The sequence below is a fragment of the Colwellia sp. KU-HH00111 genome, assembly GCF_040362745.1.
GTDB lineage: Bacteria > Pseudomonadota > Gammaproteobacteria > Enterobacterales > Alteromonadaceae > Colwellia.
In genome coordinates, this window is record NZ_BAABWO010000002.1 from 40813 (window position 1) to 58184 (window position 17372).

Genomic DNA, 17372 nt, shown 5'->3' on the forward strand with positions numbered 1-17372 from the left:
TACATTTATATGTTAAGTAATCGCAAAAATGATACCAAGTTACATATCATGTTAAACAAACATCAAACAATTGATTATTAAGGTTAATTTATTTTAAAAAAATTATATAACCCCTGAGTAATTAAAATATGCACAAAGTTAATTCAGCCAATGCACTTATAAAGAGCAATTAATAAATATATCAATGACAGTAATGACACTAACGAATACAATGCTTTTATTAATTTATAAGCAATAATCTATAACGACTAGCAAGGTATAATATGAGTTCATTTCAAATAATTGTTGGCAGTATGCTTGGCGCAACAGAATACGTTGGCGAAGCATGTGAGGAACAACTAAAAGTACTCAATCACCAGGTTGAATTACACTTAAAACCAAACTTTTCATCGATCCTAAATGCAAGTTTTTCACAAAAAAACGAAATAGCTAGCACTTGGTTGATTTGCACCTCAACCCATGGCGCCGGTGAATTTCCTGATAATATCCAAAAATTTGTTAGTGATCTTACCAACTGTGAACAAGATCTATCCTCAATAAATTTTATGATCATAGCTATAGGTGATTCAAGCTACGACACTTTCTGTAAAGCAGGCTACGATATAAATAAAGTCATGTTATCAAAAGGTTGTGAGGAACTAGTATCAATAAAAACCTTAGATATGAGTCAAGATATAGATCCAGAAGATCTTGCTCAGTGTTGGCTAAATGAAAACAAAGATCTTTTATAAACACTTACACATAAGTTATACACAAAAACCATTAAAATAAAACCGCATTGTGAATAAAAGTATGAACAAGCTATTAATTTACTATTATTATTCAGTAGTTATCTTTGTTAGTAATTTCTCCTGTGTATAACTAAGTACTTTGATCACCGCTTTAAATAGCTTTGATCAAAGTTTGATCACATAGTTATCATTTAACTAACTTATTGTAATATTATATAAAAAAGTACTTACTCACAGAAAACAAAGCCCTTAATAAGTAATAATAACAAGATCTTTATAAAGATCTTTTTATATATTAGAGAGATCGAGCTTCGATCTTTTTACTCATTTGATCATTTCCCTCGTGACAAAAAAGCGCTAAAATATGTCTCCAATTTTTATTAATGCAATTTTGCGTTAATTAATATTTTTTACTAAGGCTAAAAATTTATGTGGTATCAAGAGTTTTATGATGTAATCGTTGTTGGTGGTGGTCATGCAGGCACTGAGGCTGCATTAGCATCAGCACGAATGGGTTGTAAAACGCTGCTGCTTACACACAACATTGATACCCTAGGACAAATGTCTTGTAACCCCGCTATAGGTGGCATTGGCAAAGGACATCTAGTGAAAGAAATAGATGCCTTAGGCGGATTAATGGCAACAGCAATTGATCATAGTGCGATTCAATTTAGAACCCTTAATGCCAGCAAGGGCCCAGCAGTTAGGGCTACTAGAGCTCAAGCCGATCGTGTTTTGTATCGATCTTATGTCCGTCAATTTTTAGAAAACCAAGAAAACCTAACTATTTTTCAACAGCCTTGTGATGATCTGATCCTAGAAAATGATCGTGTCGTTGGCGTGTCTACTCAAATGGGGTTGAAATTTAAAGGCAAAACCGTGGTACTAACCGTAGGTACTTTCCTTGCGGGTCAAATTCATATTGGTTTAAATAACTATCAAGGCGGTCGTGCAGGTGATCCTGCGAGTTTAAATCTTGCAGCTAAAATGCGAGATATGCCCTTTAGGATAGATCGTTTAAAAACAGGAACACCACCTCGATTAGATGCAAGATCATTAGACTTTTCTGTGATGGAAGAGCAACCAGGCGACGATCCAAGACCAGTATTCTCATTTATGGGTTCACAGCAAGATCATCCAAAACAAGTATCTTGTTTCATCACGCATACCAATGAGCAAACCCATCAACATATTCGTGATGGTTTAGACAGATCACCTATGTATACTGGCGTTATTGAAGGTGTTGGTCCGCGGTACTGCCCTTCTATCGAAGATAAAATAACCCGTTTTGCCGATAAAACATCGCATCAAATATTTGTTGAACCTGAAGGATTAACCAGCCATGAAATTTATCCAAATGGTATTTCAACCAGTTTACCTTTTGATGTACAGCTGAATTTAGTTAGATCAATTAAAGGTTTTGAAAATGCTTTTATTACTCGCCCTGGTTATGCCATTGAGTATGATTATTTTGATCCAAGAGATTTAAAACAATCATTAGAAAGTAAATTTGTTGAAAATCTATATTTTGCGGGACAAATAAATGGTACTACAGGTTATGAAGAAGCCGGTGCACAAGGACTTATTGCAGCAACTAATGCCGCTTGTCGTGTTAAAGGTTTAGCAGAGTTTACCTTAGGTCGAGATCAAGCCTACATGGGGGTATTGATAGATGATTTAGCCACATTAGGAACAAAAGAGCCGTATCGAATGTTTACTTCTCGTGCTGAATATCGTTTATTATTACGTGAAGATAATGCTGATATCCGTTTAACAGAAAAAGGCAGACAAGTTGGATTAGTAGATGATCAACGCTGGCAACGTTTTAATGAAAAAATGGAAAATATTGAAGTAGAACGTCAACGCTTAAAAGATACATGGGTACAAAAAGATCAAAATAATGTCGAGCAAGTGAATAAACTGCTTAAAACACCCATGAGCAAAGAGGCTAGCCTTGAAGAGCTTATTCGTCGTCCTGAAGTACGCTATCAAGACTTAATGAAAATCGAAGGTTTAGGTCCTGCAATCACAGATTCGCAAGCGGCTGAACAAATAGAAATTCAAACAAAATATGCGGGTTATATTGACCGACAAATAGATGAAATTGCAAAGAAAAAGCGCAATGAAGATACCGTAATTCCACTAGAGTTCGATTATAAAAAACTCTCAGGATTATCAAACGAAGTAGTCGCAAAACTTGAAGACGCTCGCCCAGAAACCATTGGAAAAGCCTCTAGAATTTCTGGTATTACTCCTGCAGCAATTTCGTTATTATTGGTGTACTTAAAAAAACACGGCTTGCTTAGTAAAAAAACCGCGTAAAACACCTATTTTTCATTAAGATAAAGAATAAAAATGACATTAACTTCAAATTTACAAGGTTTAATCGCTAAAACATCACTACAAATATCTGAAAACCAAGTACAATTGTTGGTTCAATATGTAGAATTATTGCATAAATGGAATAAAGCCTATAATTTAACCTCGGTACGAGATCCCCATGAAATGCTAGTAAAGCATATTATGGATAGTTTGATGGTAGGTGAACACTTACAAGGGACTCACTTTATTGATGTTGGAACTGGTCCTGGGTTACCTGGTATTCCACTGGCTATTTTGTATCCTGAACGAAGTTTTGTATTATTAGATAGTTTAGGAAAACGTATTACTTTTTTGAGACAAGTGGTTTTTCAGCTAAAGCTGACTAATGTTGAGCCGGTAAAATCTCGAGTTGATGAATACCAAAGTGACAGGCCTTTTGATGGTGTTTTAAGTAGAGCTTTTTCATCGCTTAGTGATATGGTGAGTTGGTGTTCACATTTAATTACTTGTGAGCATGGACAATTTTTTGCGTTAAAAGGGCAATACCCAACAGAAGAACTAACACAATTACCAGAAAATATAAGTTTAGTATCAAGCCATGAAGTAAAAGTACCCGAATTAGTAGGTGAACGTCATGTGCTTATATTAAAAAAATTAGCTTAATAAAATATAAATAATAATAGAGGCGCTTGTGGGAAAAATAATAGCTGTTGCAAATCAAAAAGGTGGTGTTGGTAAAACAACAACGGCTGTTAATTTGGCCGCCTCATTAGCCGCGACCAAACGTAAAGTTTTACTAATAGATTTAGATCCTCAAGGCAACGCCACAATGGCTAGTGGTGTTGACAAATATGAAGTACCGGCCACTTGTTATGAATTACTAATTGAAGAAAAATCTGTAGCCGAGGTTGTTCAAAGTGAAACGTCAGGTTTATATGATTTAATTGCTGCAAATACAGATGTTACCGCTGCTGAAATTAAATTAATGGAAGTTTTTGCCCGCGAGCAACGATTAAAAACAGCCCTTGCGCCGGTAAAAAATTATTACGATTTTATTATTATTGACTGCCCTCCTTCACTCAATATGTTAACAGTTAATGCGATGACAGCGGCTGATTCTGTTTTAGTGCCAATGCAATGTGAGTATTATGCTTTGGAAGGCTTAACCGCTTTAATGGATACCATATCTAAACTCACTTCTGTGGTTAATGGCACCTTACATATAGAAGGGATTTTACGTACCATGTACGATCCTCGTAATCGTTTAGCCAATGATGTATCTGAGCAATTAAAACGTCACTTTGGTGATAAAGTTTATCGCAGTGTAATTCCTCGTAATGTTCGATTAGCTGAAGCGCCTAGTTTTGGCTCTCCGGCAATGTATTATGATAAATCATCAACTGGGGCAAAAGCGTATTTAGCGTTAGCTGGTGAGGTTTTACGCAAAAATAGCATAGAAAAATCGGCTAAAACCGATCAAAGCAAAGAACAATTAACAACGCCGTCTCAAGACACTGCACAATAAGCCAAGGAATATTATGAGCCCAGCAAAAAAAAGAGGTTTAGGCAGAGGTCTTGATGCCCTTCTGACACCCCAAGCGCACAAACCTGCGGATAATACCGAAAAAGAAAATGCTAATACAAAGCCAAAAGACGGTGATTTAAATAAATTAGCAATCAACAACTTGTCGCCGGGTAAGTATCAACCGCGAAAAGATATGTCAGATGCAGCGTTAGAGGAACTGTCTCTGTCGATACAATCACAAGGTATTATTCAACCTATTGTGGTTAGACCGCTAGCAGAAGAAGGTCAATATGAAATTATTGCCGGTGAACGTCGTTGGCGTGCAGCTCAATTGGCTCAATTAACTGAAGTACCTTGCTTGATTAAAGATGTTCCTGATGAATCAGCAGTCGCTATTGCCTTAATTGAAAATATTCAACGTGAAGATTTAAACGCAATGGAAGAAGCCATTGCCTTAGAAAGACTGTTACATGAATTTGATTTAACCCATCAAGAAGTTGCCTTAGCGGTTGGTAAATCGAGAACCACAGTCACTAACCTATTACGTTTAAATAACTTAAACGGCGAAGTTAAAACCTTTTTAGAAAATGGTGATATTGAAATGGGTCATGCGCGAGCATTATTAGCACTTGATGATTCATTACAGGCCGAAGCAGCTAGGACGATATCAGCGAAAGAGTTAACGGTAAGAGAAACCGAAGCGTTAATTAAAAAGATGCAAAATCCGAGTGAAGAAAAAGTCGTCAAAGAAAAAGATCAAGCGAGCGTTTCTCTTGAGCAAGACCTTTCGAATAAGCTTGGCCTTAAAGTTGCTGTAAACCACAATAAAAAAGGCAAAGGGAAATTAGTTGTTTCTTATGCTAATTTAACCGAATTAGAAAGCTTTTTAGCAAAAATTAAATAAGCAACCTTTCAGAAGCAAATTTAATAATAATCATTATTTAAACGGCTGTTACAAACCTGTAGGCGGCCGTTAACAATTCAACGAGCAAACTGCACTGAAAATAATGACCAAATAAGTCTTTTGTGACTTTTTATTATTCATTATATTCAACAACACACATCCGAGGTGTTGATCACAAAACAACTGTGATTTTATGCCGCTGTTAAATTTGAAGTTAAACCGTCTAGTCCTTTAGTTGTATTTATCAAATAAATATCAGATATTCGCACAAATAAGGGGCGTTCACTGCCCTATTTTCTTGCAAAAAAAGACAAAATGGGTATACTTGCGCAAACTTTTTAGCGTTAAAGTTTTCACTTTAAAAAACTCGCTAGCCTACGATTTTATTCGTATTTAAAGCAAAAGTAACGAGTGATGATTTTTTAACTATAAATAATGAATAATAAATTAACAAAAGTAGGGCGAAAATTTGCATTTTCGCAAATATTATTTACCCTTTTTATAGTGTTAATTTCGACGTTAATAACTTATTTAATTTGGGGTGTTACGCACGCAAAGTCAACATTTGCGGGTGGCATTATTGTGATAATACCCAATATGTTTTTTGCCTTAAAAGCATTTAGATATGCTGGGGCACAATCCTCTAAAAAAGTGGTTGATTCCTTTTTTAGTGGTGTAAAATTCAAAATGGCTATCATGGCAATATTATTAGCACTGACCTTTAAGTTTGTTGCGGTGCTGCCAATACCATTTTTTATGATGTTTAGTGGCGCATTATGGTTACCTTTAGTAACGCCCTATTTATTTAAACATCAGTAAATGAAAAGAATTCAAAATTTAATTTAAACTTTAATCATTAGGAACATTAATATGTCTGCAGCTGCTGAATTAACCAGCCAAGAATATATTAAACATCATTTAACCAATTTAACTGTTGGTGAAGGCTTTTGGAGCTGGAACCTTGATACGTTAGGTTGGTCGGTGTTTTTAGGCTTGGTATTTCTTTATATTTTTAGAACGGTCGCTAAATCTGCAACCACTGGCGTGCCAGGTAAACTGCAATGTGCAGTTGAAATGATCATGGAATTTGTAGATGACAGTGTTAAAGGGACCTTTCATGGTAAAAACGCGTTAATTGCTCCATTATCACTTACTGTGTTTGTTTGGATCTTCTTAATGAACGCCATGGATTGGGTGCCAGTTGACTTATTACCTTGGTTAATTAGCCTAGTGTCTGGTGTAGAAATGGCTCATATCTATATGAAACCAGTACCAACGACAGATCCTAACTTAACATTTGCATTGGCAGGTGGCGTATTCTTCCTTATCATCTATTATTCAATCAAAGTAAAAGGTGTTGGCGGATTTATGAAAGAGCTAACAACACAGCCTTTCGGTCATTGGTCACTTTATCCAGTAAACTTTTTACTTGAAGTAGTAACTTTATTGGCTCGTCCTTTAGCATTATCGTTACGTTTATTTGGTAACTTATATGCGGGTGAGTTGATATTCTTACTTATTGCAACTCTTGGATTCTTCCAGTTGCCAGTACACTTTATTTGGGCTGCCTTCCACTTATTGGTAATCCCATTACAAGCGTTTATTTTTATGATGCTAACTATTGTATACCTTAGTTTAGCTCACGAAGATCACTAACTTTTCGGGAATAAGTTAGAACGGCATTAGCCGGCCCCGAAGGGTTTAGGGCAGGAAGCCCGAAATATTTATTAATTTTTAAACTTTAACTTTAAACAATCGGAGATAAAAATGGAAAACATTGGCTTAATGTATATTGCTGCGGCGCTACTTATTGGCTTTGGTGCTTTAGGTACAGCTATTGGTTTTGGTCTATTAGGTGGTAAATTCTTAGAATCTGCTGCTCGTCAACCAGAATTAGCACCACAACTACAAGTTAAAATGTTCATCGTAGCGGGTCTTATTGATGCTATCGCGATGATCGGTGTAGCTATGGGCTTATACATCTTATTCGTTAAAATTGGTTAATTTACCCACTTTATTTTTTAAACGAATAATTGATTAGGAGGTACACAAATGAATATTAATGCCACGATTATTGGCCAATTAATTGCGTTTGTCGTATTTGTAATTTTCTGTATGAAGTTTGTATGGCCACCTATTATGGCTGCCATCGAAGCTCGTCAAGCAACTATTGCTGACGGACTTGCTGCTTCAGACCGTGCTGCTAAAGATCTTGAGCTTGCTCAAGAAAAAGCTACCGCTCAACTTAAAGAAGCTAAACTTGAAGCTGCATCTATTGTTGATGCTGCTAAAAAGCATGAAGCTAAAATAGTTGAAGAAGCTGCAAGTAAGGCACAAGTTGAGAAAGAAAGAATCTTAGCTACAGGTCATGCAGAAATAGAAACTGAACGTAATCGCGCTAAAGAAGAACTTCGCCAACAAGTGGCTGTTCTAGCTGTTGTTGGTGCTGAGAAAATTCTTGAGCGTTCAATAGATGCCGCTGCACATAGCGACATTTTAGATAAACTCGTCGCTGAACTTTAAGAGGAAAGAGCTATGTCTGAATTGACAACTGTCGCTCGTCCTTACGCTAAAGCTGCGTTTGATTTCGCTCTAGAAAAGAGTGCTGTTGAAGCTGGCGCATTAGATAATTGGCTTAACCAGTTATCTTTTGCTGCAGAAGTTGCTAAAGATGAAACCATTATAGATTTTATTTCTGGTGGTACTTCAGCTGAAAAATCACAAGCATTATTTTTAAATGTTTGTGGTGAGCAAGTAGACAGTGAAGGCCAAAATTTTTTAAAAATTATGGCAGAAAACGAACGTTTGTTGGTGCTACCACAAGTGCTTGAACAATTTATCGCATTAAAAGCGGAATATGAACAAGAAATCACTGTGGATGTTACCTCTGCTGTTAAATTAAAAGTAGCACAGACAAAAACATTAAGCGCCGCGCTTGAAAAGCGCTTGGCACGTAAAGTAAAGCTTAATTGTACTGTTGATAAAAAAATTGTTTCTGGTTTGATAATACAAGCTGGTGACATGGTAATTGATGGCTCTGTACAAGGTAAATTGAGCCGTTTAGCAACAACACTACAATCTTAGATAAGGGAACAGAGCATGCAACTGAATTCCACTGAAATCGCTGAACTGATCAAGAGTCGTATTGAACAGTTTGACGTTGTCAGCGAAGCTCGTAACGAAGGTACTATCGTTTCTGTAACAGATGGTATCATTCGAATTAATGGCCTTGCCGATGTAATGCAAGGTGAAATGATCGAACTTCCTGGTAGTCGTTATGCTATCGCGTTAAACCTTGACCGTGATTCGGTCGGTGCGGTAGTTATGGGTCCTTACGCTGATTTAGCCGAAGGACAAAAAGTTAAAGGTACTGGCCGTATTTTGGAAGTACCTGTAGGTCGTGGCTTATTAGGTCGCGTAGTTAACACCTTAGGTGAACCAATTGATGGCAAAGGCCCAATTGATAATGATGGCTTCTCTCCTGTAGAAGTTGTTGCACCGGGTGTTATCGAACGTAAATCTGTTGACCAACCTGTACAAACAGGTATTAAGTCAATTGACTCTATGATTCCAATTGGTCGTGGCCAACGTGAATTAATCATTGGTGACCGTCAAATCGGTAAATCAGCGATTGCACTTGACGCCATCATTAACCAAAAGAACACAGGTATCAAAAGTATTTATGTAGCTATTGGCCAAAAAGCGTCAACAGTTGCTAACGTAGTACGTAGCTTAGAAGAGCACGGCGCGTTATCAAATACTATTGTAGTAGTAGCGTCTGCTTCTGAAGCAGCAGCACTACAATACCTAGCACCATATTCTGGTTGTTCAATGGGTGAATACTTCCGTGACCGCGGTGAAGATGCGTTGATCGTATATGATGATTTGTCTAAGCAAGCTGTTGCTTACCGTCAAATTTCATTACTACTTCGTCGTCCGCCAGGTCGTGAAGCTTATCCTGGTGATGTTTTCTATCTTCACAGTCGTTTATTAGAACGTGCTGCTCGTGTTAACGAAGCATACGTTGAAAAATTCACCAACGGTGAAGTGAAAGGTAAAACTGGTTCATTAACAGCACTACCGATCATTGAAACGCAAGCAGGTGATGTATCTGCATTCGTACCAACGAACGTAATTTCAATTACTGATGGTCAAATATTCCTAGAGTCTGATTTATTCAACTCAGGTATTCGTCCTGCAGTAAATGCTGGTTTATCAGTATCTCGTGTTGGTGGTGCAGCGCAAACGAAAATCATCAAGAAATTAGGTGGTGGTATTCGTCTAGCTTTAGCTCAATATCGTGAATTAGCGGCTTTCGCCCAGTTTGCCTCAGATTTAGATGACGCGACTCGTGCTCAATTAGAGCATGGACAACGTGTAACTGAATTAATGAAGCAAAAACAATACAGCCCGTTATCTGTTGCTGAAACAGCTGTCTCTTTATTTGCAGCTGAAAAAGGTTTCCTTAACGACGTAGAAATTAACAAAATCAATGATTTTGAAGATGCGTTGCAAACCTATATGAACAGTAACCAAGCTGAGTTGATGGCTACTATTGACGAATCTGGTAACTACGATAAAGACATCGAAGCAAGTTTAACGTCAGCACTTGAATCATTCAAGTCGACACAAACTTGGTAAGACGTTTTTAATTAAGTAACCTTTTCGGAGAAAGAGTCATGGCCGTTGGTAAAGAAATAAAAACCAAGATTGCGAGTGTTCAAAACACTCAAAAGATCACAAACGCTATGGAAATGGTTGCCGCCTCTAAAATGCGCAGAGCGCAAGATAGTATGGCAGCCTCTCGTCCATATGCGACAAATATACGAAATGTGATCGGTCATATCGCGCTTGGTAACTTGGAATATCGTCATCCTTATATGGAAGAACGCCAAGTTAAGCGTGTTGGCTATATTGTTGTATCAACAGACCGTGGTTTGTGTGGTGGCTTAAATATTAACTTATTTAAGAAAGTGCTTGCTGATGCTGCTAAATGGCAGTCAGAAGATGCTGAAGTTGAATTTGCGGTAGTTGGCTCAAAAGCTACCTCATTTTTCAATAACATGGGCGCTAAAGTAACTGCACAAATATCTGGTTTAGGTGATAACCCTTCTGTTACTGACTTAGTTGGTAGCGTACAGGTTATGCTTAAAGCTTATGATGACGGTGAAATTGATAAGTTGTTTGTGGTTTACAACAAGTTTGTAAATACCATGACACAACAACCAACAGTTGATCAAATGTTACCTTTACCTAAATCTGACGATGAAGAAATTAAACATCGTTGGGATTACATCTACGAACCTGATGCTAACGTATTGTTAGATCAATTATTAGTTCGTTATGTTGAATCGCAGGTATACCAAGGTGTTGTTGAAAACCTAGCTTGTGAGCAAGCTGCACGTATGATCGCAATGAAAGCCGCAACAGATAATGCTGGCGAATTAATTGATGATTTACAATTGGTATTTAACAAAGCGCGTCAAGCAGCAATCACTCAAGAGTTGGGTGAAATTGTTGCCGGTGCTGCTGCGGTAGGTTAAAGAGTAATTACTTTTACTAATTAGTAAAAATAAGAAATTTCGTAATTTAACTTAGAGTTTACTGGATAGTCAGTAAACTTAAATTAAGAGGAATAAACATGAGTACAGGTAAAGTCGTCCAAATCATTGGCGCAGTTGTGGATGTTGAATTTCCACAAGATGCCGTACCTCAGGTATATGACGCACTAAACATAACCGAAGGTGACCTTGACGGTTTAGTACTAGAAGTACAACAGCAGCTTGGTGGCGGCGTTGTGCGTACTATCGCAATGGGTACCTCAGACGGTTTGCGTCGTGGACTGAATGTAGTAAATACAGGGAATGCAATCCAAGTTCCAGTTGGTGTTGAGACTTTAGGTCGCATCATGAACGTTTTGGGTGACCCTATTGATGAAGCAGGCCCAATTGGCGAAAAAGACCGTTGGTCTATTCACCGCGAAGCGCCAGCTTACGCAGAACAAGCCATGTCTAACGAGTTGTTAGAAACAGGTATCAAAGTAATCGATTTAGTTTGTCCATTCGCTAAGGGTGGTAAAGTTGGTCTATTCGGTGGTGCTGGTGTTGGTAAAACTGTAAACATGATGGAACTTATCCGTAACATCGCTATCGAGCACAGTGGTTACTCAGTATTTGCTGGTGTTGGTGAGCGTACACGTGAAGGTAACGATTTCTATCATGAAATGAACGATTCTAACGTACTTGATAAAGTATCGTTAGTATACGGTCAGATGAACGAGCCTCCAGGAAACCGTCTTCGTGTTGCGATGACAGGTTTGACTATGGCTGAAAAATTCCGTGACGAAGGTCGTGACGTACTATTTTTCGTAGATAACATCTACCGTTACACACTTGCGGGTACTGAAGTATCTGCACTACTTGGTCGTATGCCATCAGCGGTTGGTTATCAACCAACACTTGCTGAAGAAATGGGTGTATTACAAGAGCGTATTACTTCAACTAATAAAGGTTCAATCACTTCAATCCAAGCGGTATACGTACCTGCGGATGATTTGACCGATCCAAGTCCAGCAACAACCTTTGCTCACTTAGATGCAACTGTTGTACTTTCACGTTCTATTGCTGAGCTAGGTATTTACCCAGCGATTGACCCACTAGATTCAACTTCACGTCAGCTTGACCCATTAGTGGTTGGTACTGAACATTATGAAGTTGCTCGTGGTGTTCAAACAGTATTACAACGTTATAAAGAACTTAAAGATATCATTGCTATCTTAGGTATGGATGAGCTTTCTGAAGAAGATAAGCAAACAGTATCTCGCGCACGTAAGATTCAACGTTTCTTATCTCAACCGTTCTTCGTTGCTGAAGTATTTACTGGTTCTCCAGGTAAATATGTTTCATTAAAAGACACCATCGCAGGCTTTAAAGGTATTTTAGCTGGCGAACATGATGATATGCCTGAACAAGCATTCTACATGGTTGGTTCTATTGAAGAAGCCGTAGAGAAAGCTAACAAGATGTAATCATCTGGTAAGCACCTTGTTATCAAATAAAGTGCTTACAATTATAGAGGTCGAGTCAAATGGCATTATTAACTGTAAATCTGGATGTGGTTAGTGCAGAAGAGAGCTTATTTTCTGGTAGCATTAAATCATTACAGATCACAGGTAGTGAAGGTGAGTTAGGTATTATGCCTGGTCACGCACCTTTACTGACCTCACTAAAACCTGGTATGGCACTGATTACTAGAAAAGATGGTAGCGAAGAAGTTATTTATCTTTCAGGTGGTATGCTAGAAGTTCAACCTAATCATGTAACTGTGCTTGCTGATGTAGCAACACGCGGTCATGATTTAGATGAACAAGCCGCTTTAGAAGCAAAACAGCGCGCTGAAGAAAACATGAATGCCCATGGCACTGATGTTGACTATGCTGCTGTTGCTGCTGAATTAGCTCGTGCGGTAGCGCAACTACGCGTTATTCAAGCGACTAAAAAGAAAGGTTAATACTTTCAAAGTATCCACTAGGTTTAGTGAACTTAATTATCAACGCCCTGTTATAGTATGTAACAGGGCGTTTTTTTATCCTCTCAAAAGTTTACACCCGTCCTTATAAATTGAACCTCAGTCAATGTAGATTGGACTTCGTCCGACACAGCAAAGTTATCATCACCCAATGTAGGTTAGACTTCAGTCCGACAAAGTAAGATTATCATCAGTAAATGTAGGTTAGACTTCAGTCTGACAAAGCAAGATTATCATCAGTCAATGTAGGTTAGACTTCAGTCTGACAAAGCAAGATTATCATCAGTAGATGTAGGTTAGACTTCAGTCTGACAAAGCAAGATTATCATCAGTAGATGTAGGTTAGACTTCAGCCTGACAAAGTAAGATTATCATCAGTAGATGTAGGTTGGACTTCAGTCTGAAAAAGTTTAGTTAACTCACTCCATTTAGGTTGGCATTTCTGTGGCAATGAGGGATTATTTTTCACTCATTATAGTTTAAACTGTCGTTTATTAAATAAATTGGAATGAACCGCTAATGAAAGATCGATCAGCATACATTATTGGCGCAGCCAAAACAGAAGATGGGGTAGGGAGCCTAAAACAGGTTTTATTACTCGAATCAAAGCTTCTAGCTAAGGGGATAAAGCCTCAGCAGTTGATAATAGATCCATTACAGGTAGATTGGCATAGCCCGGAAGCAAAGTACCATTTCAGAAGTGGTTGCGCACCAATAGAAGCATTAGCTAAAGCCAAACAATTAATCGAAAATGGCAGCCCTGCGGTGATCATAGCAGGCGAAGATCATATAAAAACAGCCTACAATCGCGCACAACGGTTAGAAAAAATGGCAGTGTATGGTCAAGAATACCCATTAACGCAAGCCTACACTGATTTAGCGCGTACTTTTAGTGAAAACAATGGCATATCAGCTCAACAATTTAAAAGCATCGCTAACGCCTTATTTGAAAACTATATAACAAGCTATAAAAAAACGATGGCTGAACAATTTCATCCAGAGTTATTACCAGAATCACGCTGGTATAATTCAATAACCGAGTTATTTAGAGGGGTTGATTGCGCCAACCCTATGGTCGACTTTAGCGGAAAATTAATATTAACCAGTGCCGATATTGCCGAGCAACTAGACGTTGATAAAAGCCAGTGGGTAAAGGTATCAGCAGTTGGGCTTGGTCGTATCGAAGGCGACGGAGCACACTATATTGATGAAATTGCTCGATACCAACATTTACATCAAGCGTATCATCAGGCTTGTAATCAAGCGAAAATTGACTTTGCGCACTTGTTCAAAAATGGTGAAGCACTACTCGAAGCGTATACTTGCTACCCGGTAGTGCCTATGGCATTTTTATTAGTTAGTGGGCTTGTTGATACTTTAGATGAAATGTCTAGTTTTCTCGCTAAACATACTATCACCCTTACCGGTGGAATGAACTTAGCAAGAGCTGCATGGAATAACCCAGCATTAAACGCCTTGATAGTGATGCACCAACGCTTAACAAATGAAAAAGAAAGCGTTGGTCTAGTTCACGGTAATGGAGGTTTAGGTTACAGACAAGGTGTCGCTATTATTGAACGAGTAACTTAGCTTTAGTTTATGGTTAATTGTTATGTGTTAGATAGCCCACTCGACAGCTTTTTGGGCATGAATATAAGTTGTATCTAAAAGCGTTATATTTGTATCGGCTTGTTCTACTAACATACCTATTTCAGTACAGCCAAGAATAACAGCTTCAGCGCCTTGATTAGCTAATGACTCAATAATCCTTAAGAATTCAATTTTTGAAGACGGAATTGATTGCCCTAAACACAGCTCCTGATAAATCACACTATGTACAATTTCACGATCTGTTTGATCAGGCACTAGAACTGTTAGGCCATATTTGTCCTTGAGTCGACCTTTGTAGAAGTCTTGCTCCATGGTAAAAGCGGTACCTAATAACCCAACCTTTTTAATTCCCTTGGTCACAAGCACTTCTGCTGTGGCGTCAGCAATATGCAGCAACGGAATATTAAGGGTATTTTCTATTTGGGGAGCGACTTTATGCATGGTATTTGTGCAGATAAGTAAAAAATCAGCACCTGCGAGTTGCACATTCATTGCAGCTGTGCAGAGTATTTTGGCCGTCTCTTCCCAGTCACCACTATGTTGTAATTGCTCTATTGTATCAAAATCTACGCTATACATGGCAATTTTGGCTGAATGCAAGCCCCCTAACGAGTCTTTAATACCTTCATTAATCGCTCGATAATAGCCAACAGTACTTTCCCAACTCATACCACCTAAAAGACCAATTGTTTTCATAATATCCATCCAATTATAGTTACCGTGGGAGCACTCTAACCTGATCTATTTGTATTAACAATCATCATTTAACAGGGTTAACAGGTAATAGTGTTACCACAAAAAAAAGCGACTATTGTGATAAATAAATCGCTTCAATTAATAAAGAGCTGGTTGTCGGTATATTTCATAAAGGTGAGGCCGAATAAGGTGTCATACTAAAACAAAATAAACGCAATAATAGCGCTCATTTAAAGTAATAAAGGATCATACTGGTATTTTCCCTCTATTAGTCTTGAGTGATTAATCATCACTCAAAAACACTTTAGTAACACCTTTTTTAAAAAGCTCTTTTCCTACTTGCTGCATTCCAGCTTTAGTGCCTTTTCCGAACTCTTCTTTACATACGTCTATCCAAGCTTTAGCTTTATTTATAGATGATGGTTTTCTCAATAAATTTATCCTTTTTCAGAGAGTACAACTCCATTTCTTTTCCCCTTAAATAAAAGTTTGTGGTGGAACGTTAAAACGTTCTGATAACTTACGAATATGATTAAGATTCAACGGACGTTTTTCATTTAGTATCAGAGAAACAAGGCTTTTTTTACCAATTTCATTTTCAAAATCAGTCGTGTTAAGTTTGTGCTGATCCATTAGAACAGATAAGGCCGCAACGCCTGAATTCAATTGCTTTAATTTATCATTAAAGTCTTTGAATTCTTCGGCTGTATCTTCATACTTTTCAATACTAATACATAACATATCAATCAATGGCTCATGCAGATCATAATCTTCAATAAGCTGCTCCATAAGCTCTAATGCTTGAGCATGTTCATCTTCGTTGTTAATCCTTAAAATGAAACTCGCTTCCGCTGCTATATGGCTTAATCCTTCTTCAATTCGTTGTAAATTCATAAATCACCTTTTGCATATCGTTCGCATAATTTATCGTAATCAGGGTGGTTAACTACATGTTTAACAAACATCTTACCAGCTCTAAACTCAATGAATGCCATTAAGCGAATGTTATTACCTGAAATATCGATCACGTGCCATTTATCTTTATATTTGAAATTATCTAAGCTACTAAAATACGCTTTCAATTCCTCTGGTGTTTTGCATTCAACCCTTCTTAATAGGTCATAAGCTTGCATGATTGCCTTTGCATACTTTGGGTATTTATTCGCGGCATCTTCAAACGGTTTTTTTGAAATAACGTGCATTAAACTTCTTATGTAGTTTACATTATGTAAACCATAGCGCACTTAAATTAGGTTTACAATATGTAAACAACAAAGTTTCATAAATTCTCGTACATTGCTTTAACTGTAGCAAGGACGGTTGTGTCTCTGCGTATTACTTTTGACCTCAAGCTATTAGTTGTAAGACCTGTAAGCTTTTGCAGAGATTTCAATATATCGACATCACCAACATTAGCTTCTCGACTAGCGTTCAACACATTATAAATGTACGACTCATTTAATGAACGGATATCAATACCTTCACCTATGTTTAAGTATTTTATATGCCTCCTTAGTGCATGGGGTTGATAGTTATTTGATGTGTTCTTTTTAATATTAAATGGTTCGCCTTTAGCATTGAGAAAAATTCAGTTTCAGGATCTAAATTACAATACATACCAGTGTTCTTAATACCACTGAGTCTGATAGCTATTCAATAACATGGTTGATTACTTCAATCATAAAACCCTTAGAGCCAATATTAACAAGTCTACTTTTCTCTTTGCGGCTAATGTACTCAGGCATAACAAAGCTTTTATTTACTTTGCCTTTTTTGGTGGTTAGATCACTAACACTAATTAATGATAATTCTATGAGATTAAAGTAAAGCAACCCTGAGAAAGCTACCATTTCACCATATCCTGATTTTAATTACAGTTTAGTAGCCAAATTGCTATAAAACCAATGTTCAAGATACTAGTAAAATAAGGACTTAGGGGAATTGCGGTGGGTAGGTTGATGAGGGGGCGGCTTTTGCCACATTGCAGTCATTAGCAAAGGTAAATCATGGGGCGATTTTTGGTCACTTTAGTACCAAAAGCGGACATTTGATCATT

20 protein-coding genes are annotated in these 17372 nt (G+C 37.6%); 15 read left to right on the forward strand and 5 right to left on the reverse strand.

Going from position 1 to position 17372, the window contains the following annotated elements; all coding sequences use genetic code 11:
* Window positions 1-263 precede the first annotated feature (263 nt).
* From ABXG98_RS04465 to ABXG98_RS04535, 15 genes are all read left to right on the forward strand, one after another.
* Complete coding sequence (locus tag ABXG98_RS04465; RefSeq protein WP_353537498.1) at window positions 264-731, forward strand: flavodoxin domain-containing protein; 468 nt, start codon at window positions 264-266, stop codon at window positions 729-731.
* A gap of 429 nt (window positions 732-1160) precedes the next feature.
* On the forward strand, window positions 1161-3053 hold the full coding sequence (gene mnmG / locus ABXG98_RS04470) for a tRNA uridine-5-carboxymethylaminomethyl(34) synthesis enzyme MnmG (protein ID WP_353537499.1): 1893 nt from the start codon (window positions 1161-1163) through the stop codon (window positions 3051-3053).
* Window positions 3054-3086: 33 nt separating this feature from the next.
* Window positions 3087-3716 (forward strand): 16S rRNA (guanine(527)-N(7))-methyltransferase RsmG, encoded by a 630-nt coding sequence (rsmG, locus tag ABXG98_RS04475; RefSeq protein ID WP_353537500.1) that lies wholly within the window; start codon window positions 3087-3089, stop codon window positions 3714-3716.
* A 28-nt stretch (window positions 3717-3744) separates the two neighbouring features.
* Window positions 3745-4578, forward strand: a complete 834-nt coding sequence (locus ABXG98_RS04480) for a ParA family protein (protein ID WP_353537501.1) — start codon at window positions 3745-3747, stop codon at window positions 4576-4578.
* A 13-nt stretch (window positions 4579-4591) separates the two neighbouring features.
* The gene (locus ABXG98_RS04485; RefSeq protein WP_353537502.1) at window positions 4592-5482 is read left to right on the forward strand and encodes a ParB/RepB/Spo0J family partition protein; all 891 of its coding nucleotides are present in this window, start codon (window positions 4592-4594) and stop codon (window positions 5480-5482) included.
* A gap of 435 nt (window positions 5483-5917) precedes the next feature.
* A complete protein-coding gene (locus ABXG98_RS04490) occupies window positions 5918-6301 on the forward strand; it encodes an ATP synthase subunit I (protein ID WP_353537503.1) in 384 nt (127 codons plus the stop codon).
* A gap of 51 nt (window positions 6302-6352) precedes the next feature.
* Window positions 6353-7138 carry a F0F1 ATP synthase subunit A gene (atpB, locus tag ABXG98_RS04495; protein ID WP_353537504.1) on the forward strand — a complete coding sequence of 262 codons (786 nt, stop codon included), beginning with the start codon at window positions 6353-6355 and terminating at the stop codon, window positions 7136-7138.
* 111 nt (window positions 7139-7249) lie between these two features.
* Window positions 7250-7486 (forward strand): F0F1 ATP synthase subunit C, encoded by a 237-nt coding sequence (gene atpE, locus ABXG98_RS04500; RefSeq protein ID WP_019030153.1) that lies wholly within the window; start codon window positions 7250-7252, stop codon window positions 7484-7486.
* Between the two features lie 48 nt (window positions 7487-7534).
* Window positions 7535-8005, forward strand: a complete 471-nt coding sequence (atpF, locus tag ABXG98_RS04505; protein WP_353537505.1) for a F0F1 ATP synthase subunit B — start codon at window positions 7535-7537, stop codon at window positions 8003-8005.
* A 12-nt stretch (window positions 8006-8017) separates the two neighbouring features.
* Entirely contained in the window at window positions 8018-8566 is a 549-nt protein-coding gene (gene atpH, locus ABXG98_RS04510; protein ID WP_353537506.1) for a F0F1 ATP synthase subunit delta, read from the forward strand.
* Between the two features lie 15 nt (window positions 8567-8581).
* Window positions 8582-10123, forward strand: a complete 1542-nt coding sequence (gene atpA / locus ABXG98_RS04515; protein ID WP_353537507.1) for a F0F1 ATP synthase subunit alpha — start codon at window positions 8582-8584, stop codon at window positions 10121-10123.
* Window positions 10124-10161: 38 nt separating this feature from the next.
* Window positions 10162-11025 carry a F0F1 ATP synthase subunit gamma gene (gene atpG / locus ABXG98_RS04520; RefSeq protein WP_353537508.1) on the forward strand — a complete coding sequence of 288 codons (864 nt, stop codon included), beginning with the start codon at window positions 10162-10164 and terminating at the stop codon, window positions 11023-11025.
* A 98-nt stretch (window positions 11026-11123) separates the two neighbouring features.
* On the forward strand, window positions 11124-12509 hold the full coding sequence (gene atpD / locus ABXG98_RS04525) for a F0F1 ATP synthase subunit beta (protein ID WP_353537509.1): 1386 nt from the start codon (window positions 11124-11126) through the stop codon (window positions 12507-12509).
* Window positions 12510-12568: 59 nt separating this feature from the next.
* Complete coding sequence (locus tag ABXG98_RS04530) at window positions 12569-12991, forward strand: F0F1 ATP synthase subunit epsilon (protein WP_353537510.1); 423 nt, start codon at window positions 12569-12571, stop codon at window positions 12989-12991.
* 537 nt (window positions 12992-13528) lie between these two features.
* Window positions 13529-14599, forward strand: coding sequence for a hypothetical protein (locus ABXG98_RS04535; RefSeq protein WP_353537511.1), 1071 nt, complete (start codon window positions 13529-13531; stop codon window positions 14597-14599).
* Window positions 14600-14626: 27 nt separating this feature from the next.
* On the opposite strand, the gene ABXG98_RS04540 is transcribed toward ABXG98_RS04535, so the two are convergent.
* The 5 genes from ABXG98_RS04540 to ABXG98_RS04560 form a co-directional block, all read right to left on the reverse strand.
* Window positions 14627-15316 carry an aspartate/glutamate racemase family protein gene (locus ABXG98_RS04540; protein ID WP_353537512.1) on the reverse strand — a complete coding sequence of 230 codons (690 nt, stop codon included), beginning with the start codon at window positions 15314-15316 and terminating at the stop codon, window positions 14627-14629.
* Window positions 15317-15598: 282 nt separating this feature from the next.
* Window positions 15599-15748: a hypothetical protein gene (locus ABXG98_RS04545; RefSeq protein ID WP_353537513.1), complete on the reverse strand. Its 150-nt coding sequence runs from the start codon at window positions 15746-15748 to the stop codon at window positions 15599-15601.
* A gap of 45 nt (window positions 15749-15793) precedes the next feature.
* Complete coding sequence (locus ABXG98_RS04550; protein WP_353537514.1) at window positions 15794-16210, reverse strand: helix-turn-helix domain-containing protein; 417 nt, start codon at window positions 16208-16210, stop codon at window positions 15794-15796.
* Window positions 16207-16518: a type II toxin-antitoxin system HigB family toxin gene (locus tag ABXG98_RS04555; protein WP_353537515.1), complete on the reverse strand. Its 312-nt coding sequence runs from the start codon at window positions 16516-16518 to the stop codon at window positions 16207-16209. Before ABXG98_RS04555 ends, ABXG98_RS04550 begins: the two co-directional genes overlap by 4 nt.
* 447 nt (window positions 16519-16965) lie before the next feature.
* Entirely contained in the window at window positions 16966-17166 is a 201-nt protein-coding gene (locus tag ABXG98_RS04560; RefSeq protein WP_353537516.1) for a hypothetical protein, read from the reverse strand.
* Window positions 17167-17372 lie beyond the last annotated feature (206 nt).

Coding starts and splice junctions, on each gene's coding strand:
- ABXG98_RS04465 (WP_353537498.1), top strand. CDS start 264: ATGAGTTCATTTCAAATAATTGTTGGCAGTATGCTTGGCGCAACAGAA.
- mnmG (WP_353537499.1), top strand. CDS start 1,161: ATGTGGTATCAAGAGTTTTATGATGTAATCGTTGTTGGTGGTGGTCAT.
- rsmG (WP_353537500.1), top strand. CDS start 3,087: ATGACATTAACTTCAAATTTACAAGGTTTAATCGCTAAAACATCACTA.
- ABXG98_RS04485 (WP_353537502.1), top strand. CDS start 4,592: ATGAGCCCAGCAAAAAAAAGAGGTTTAGGCAGAGGTCTTGATGCCCTT.
- ABXG98_RS04490 (WP_353537503.1), top strand. CDS start 5,918: ATGAATAATAAATTAACAAAAGTAGGGCGAAAATTTGCATTTTCGCAA.
- atpB (WP_353537504.1), top strand. CDS start 6,353: ATGTCTGCAGCTGCTGAATTAACCAGCCAAGAATATATTAAACATCAT.
- atpE (WP_019030153.1), top strand. CDS start 7,250: ATGGAAAACATTGGCTTAATGTATATTGCTGCGGCGCTACTTATTGGC.
- atpF (WP_353537505.1), top strand. CDS start 7,535: ATGAATATTAATGCCACGATTATTGGCCAATTAATTGCGTTTGTCGTA.
- atpH (WP_353537506.1), top strand. CDS start 8,018: ATGTCTGAATTGACAACTGTCGCTCGTCCTTACGCTAAAGCTGCGTTT.
- atpA (WP_353537507.1), top strand. CDS start 8,582: ATGCAACTGAATTCCACTGAAATCGCTGAACTGATCAAGAGTCGTATT.
- atpG (WP_353537508.1), top strand. CDS start 10,162: ATGGCCGTTGGTAAAGAAATAAAAACCAAGATTGCGAGTGTTCAAAAC.
- atpD (WP_353537509.1), top strand. CDS start 11,124: ATGAGTACAGGTAAAGTCGTCCAAATCATTGGCGCAGTTGTGGATGTT.
- ABXG98_RS04530 (WP_353537510.1), top strand. CDS start 12,569: ATGGCATTATTAACTGTAAATCTGGATGTGGTTAGTGCAGAAGAGAGC.
- ABXG98_RS04535 (WP_353537511.1), top strand. CDS start 13,529: ATGAAAGATCGATCAGCATACATTATTGGCGCAGCCAAAACAGAAGAT.
- ABXG98_RS04540 (WP_353537512.1), bottom strand. CDS start 15,316: ATGAAAACAATTGGTCTTTTAGGTGGTATGAGTTGGGAAAGTACTGTT.
- ABXG98_RS04550 (WP_353537514.1), bottom strand. CDS start 16,210: ATGAATTTACAACGAATTGAAGAAGGATTAAGCCATATAGCAGCGGAA.
- ABXG98_RS04555 (WP_353537515.1), bottom strand. CDS start 16,518: ATGCACGTTATTTCAAAAAAACCGTTTGAAGATGCCGCGAATAAATAC.
- ABXG98_RS04560 (WP_353537516.1), bottom strand. CDS start 17,166: ATGGTAGCTTTCTCAGGGTTGCTTTACTTTAATCTCATAGAATTATCA.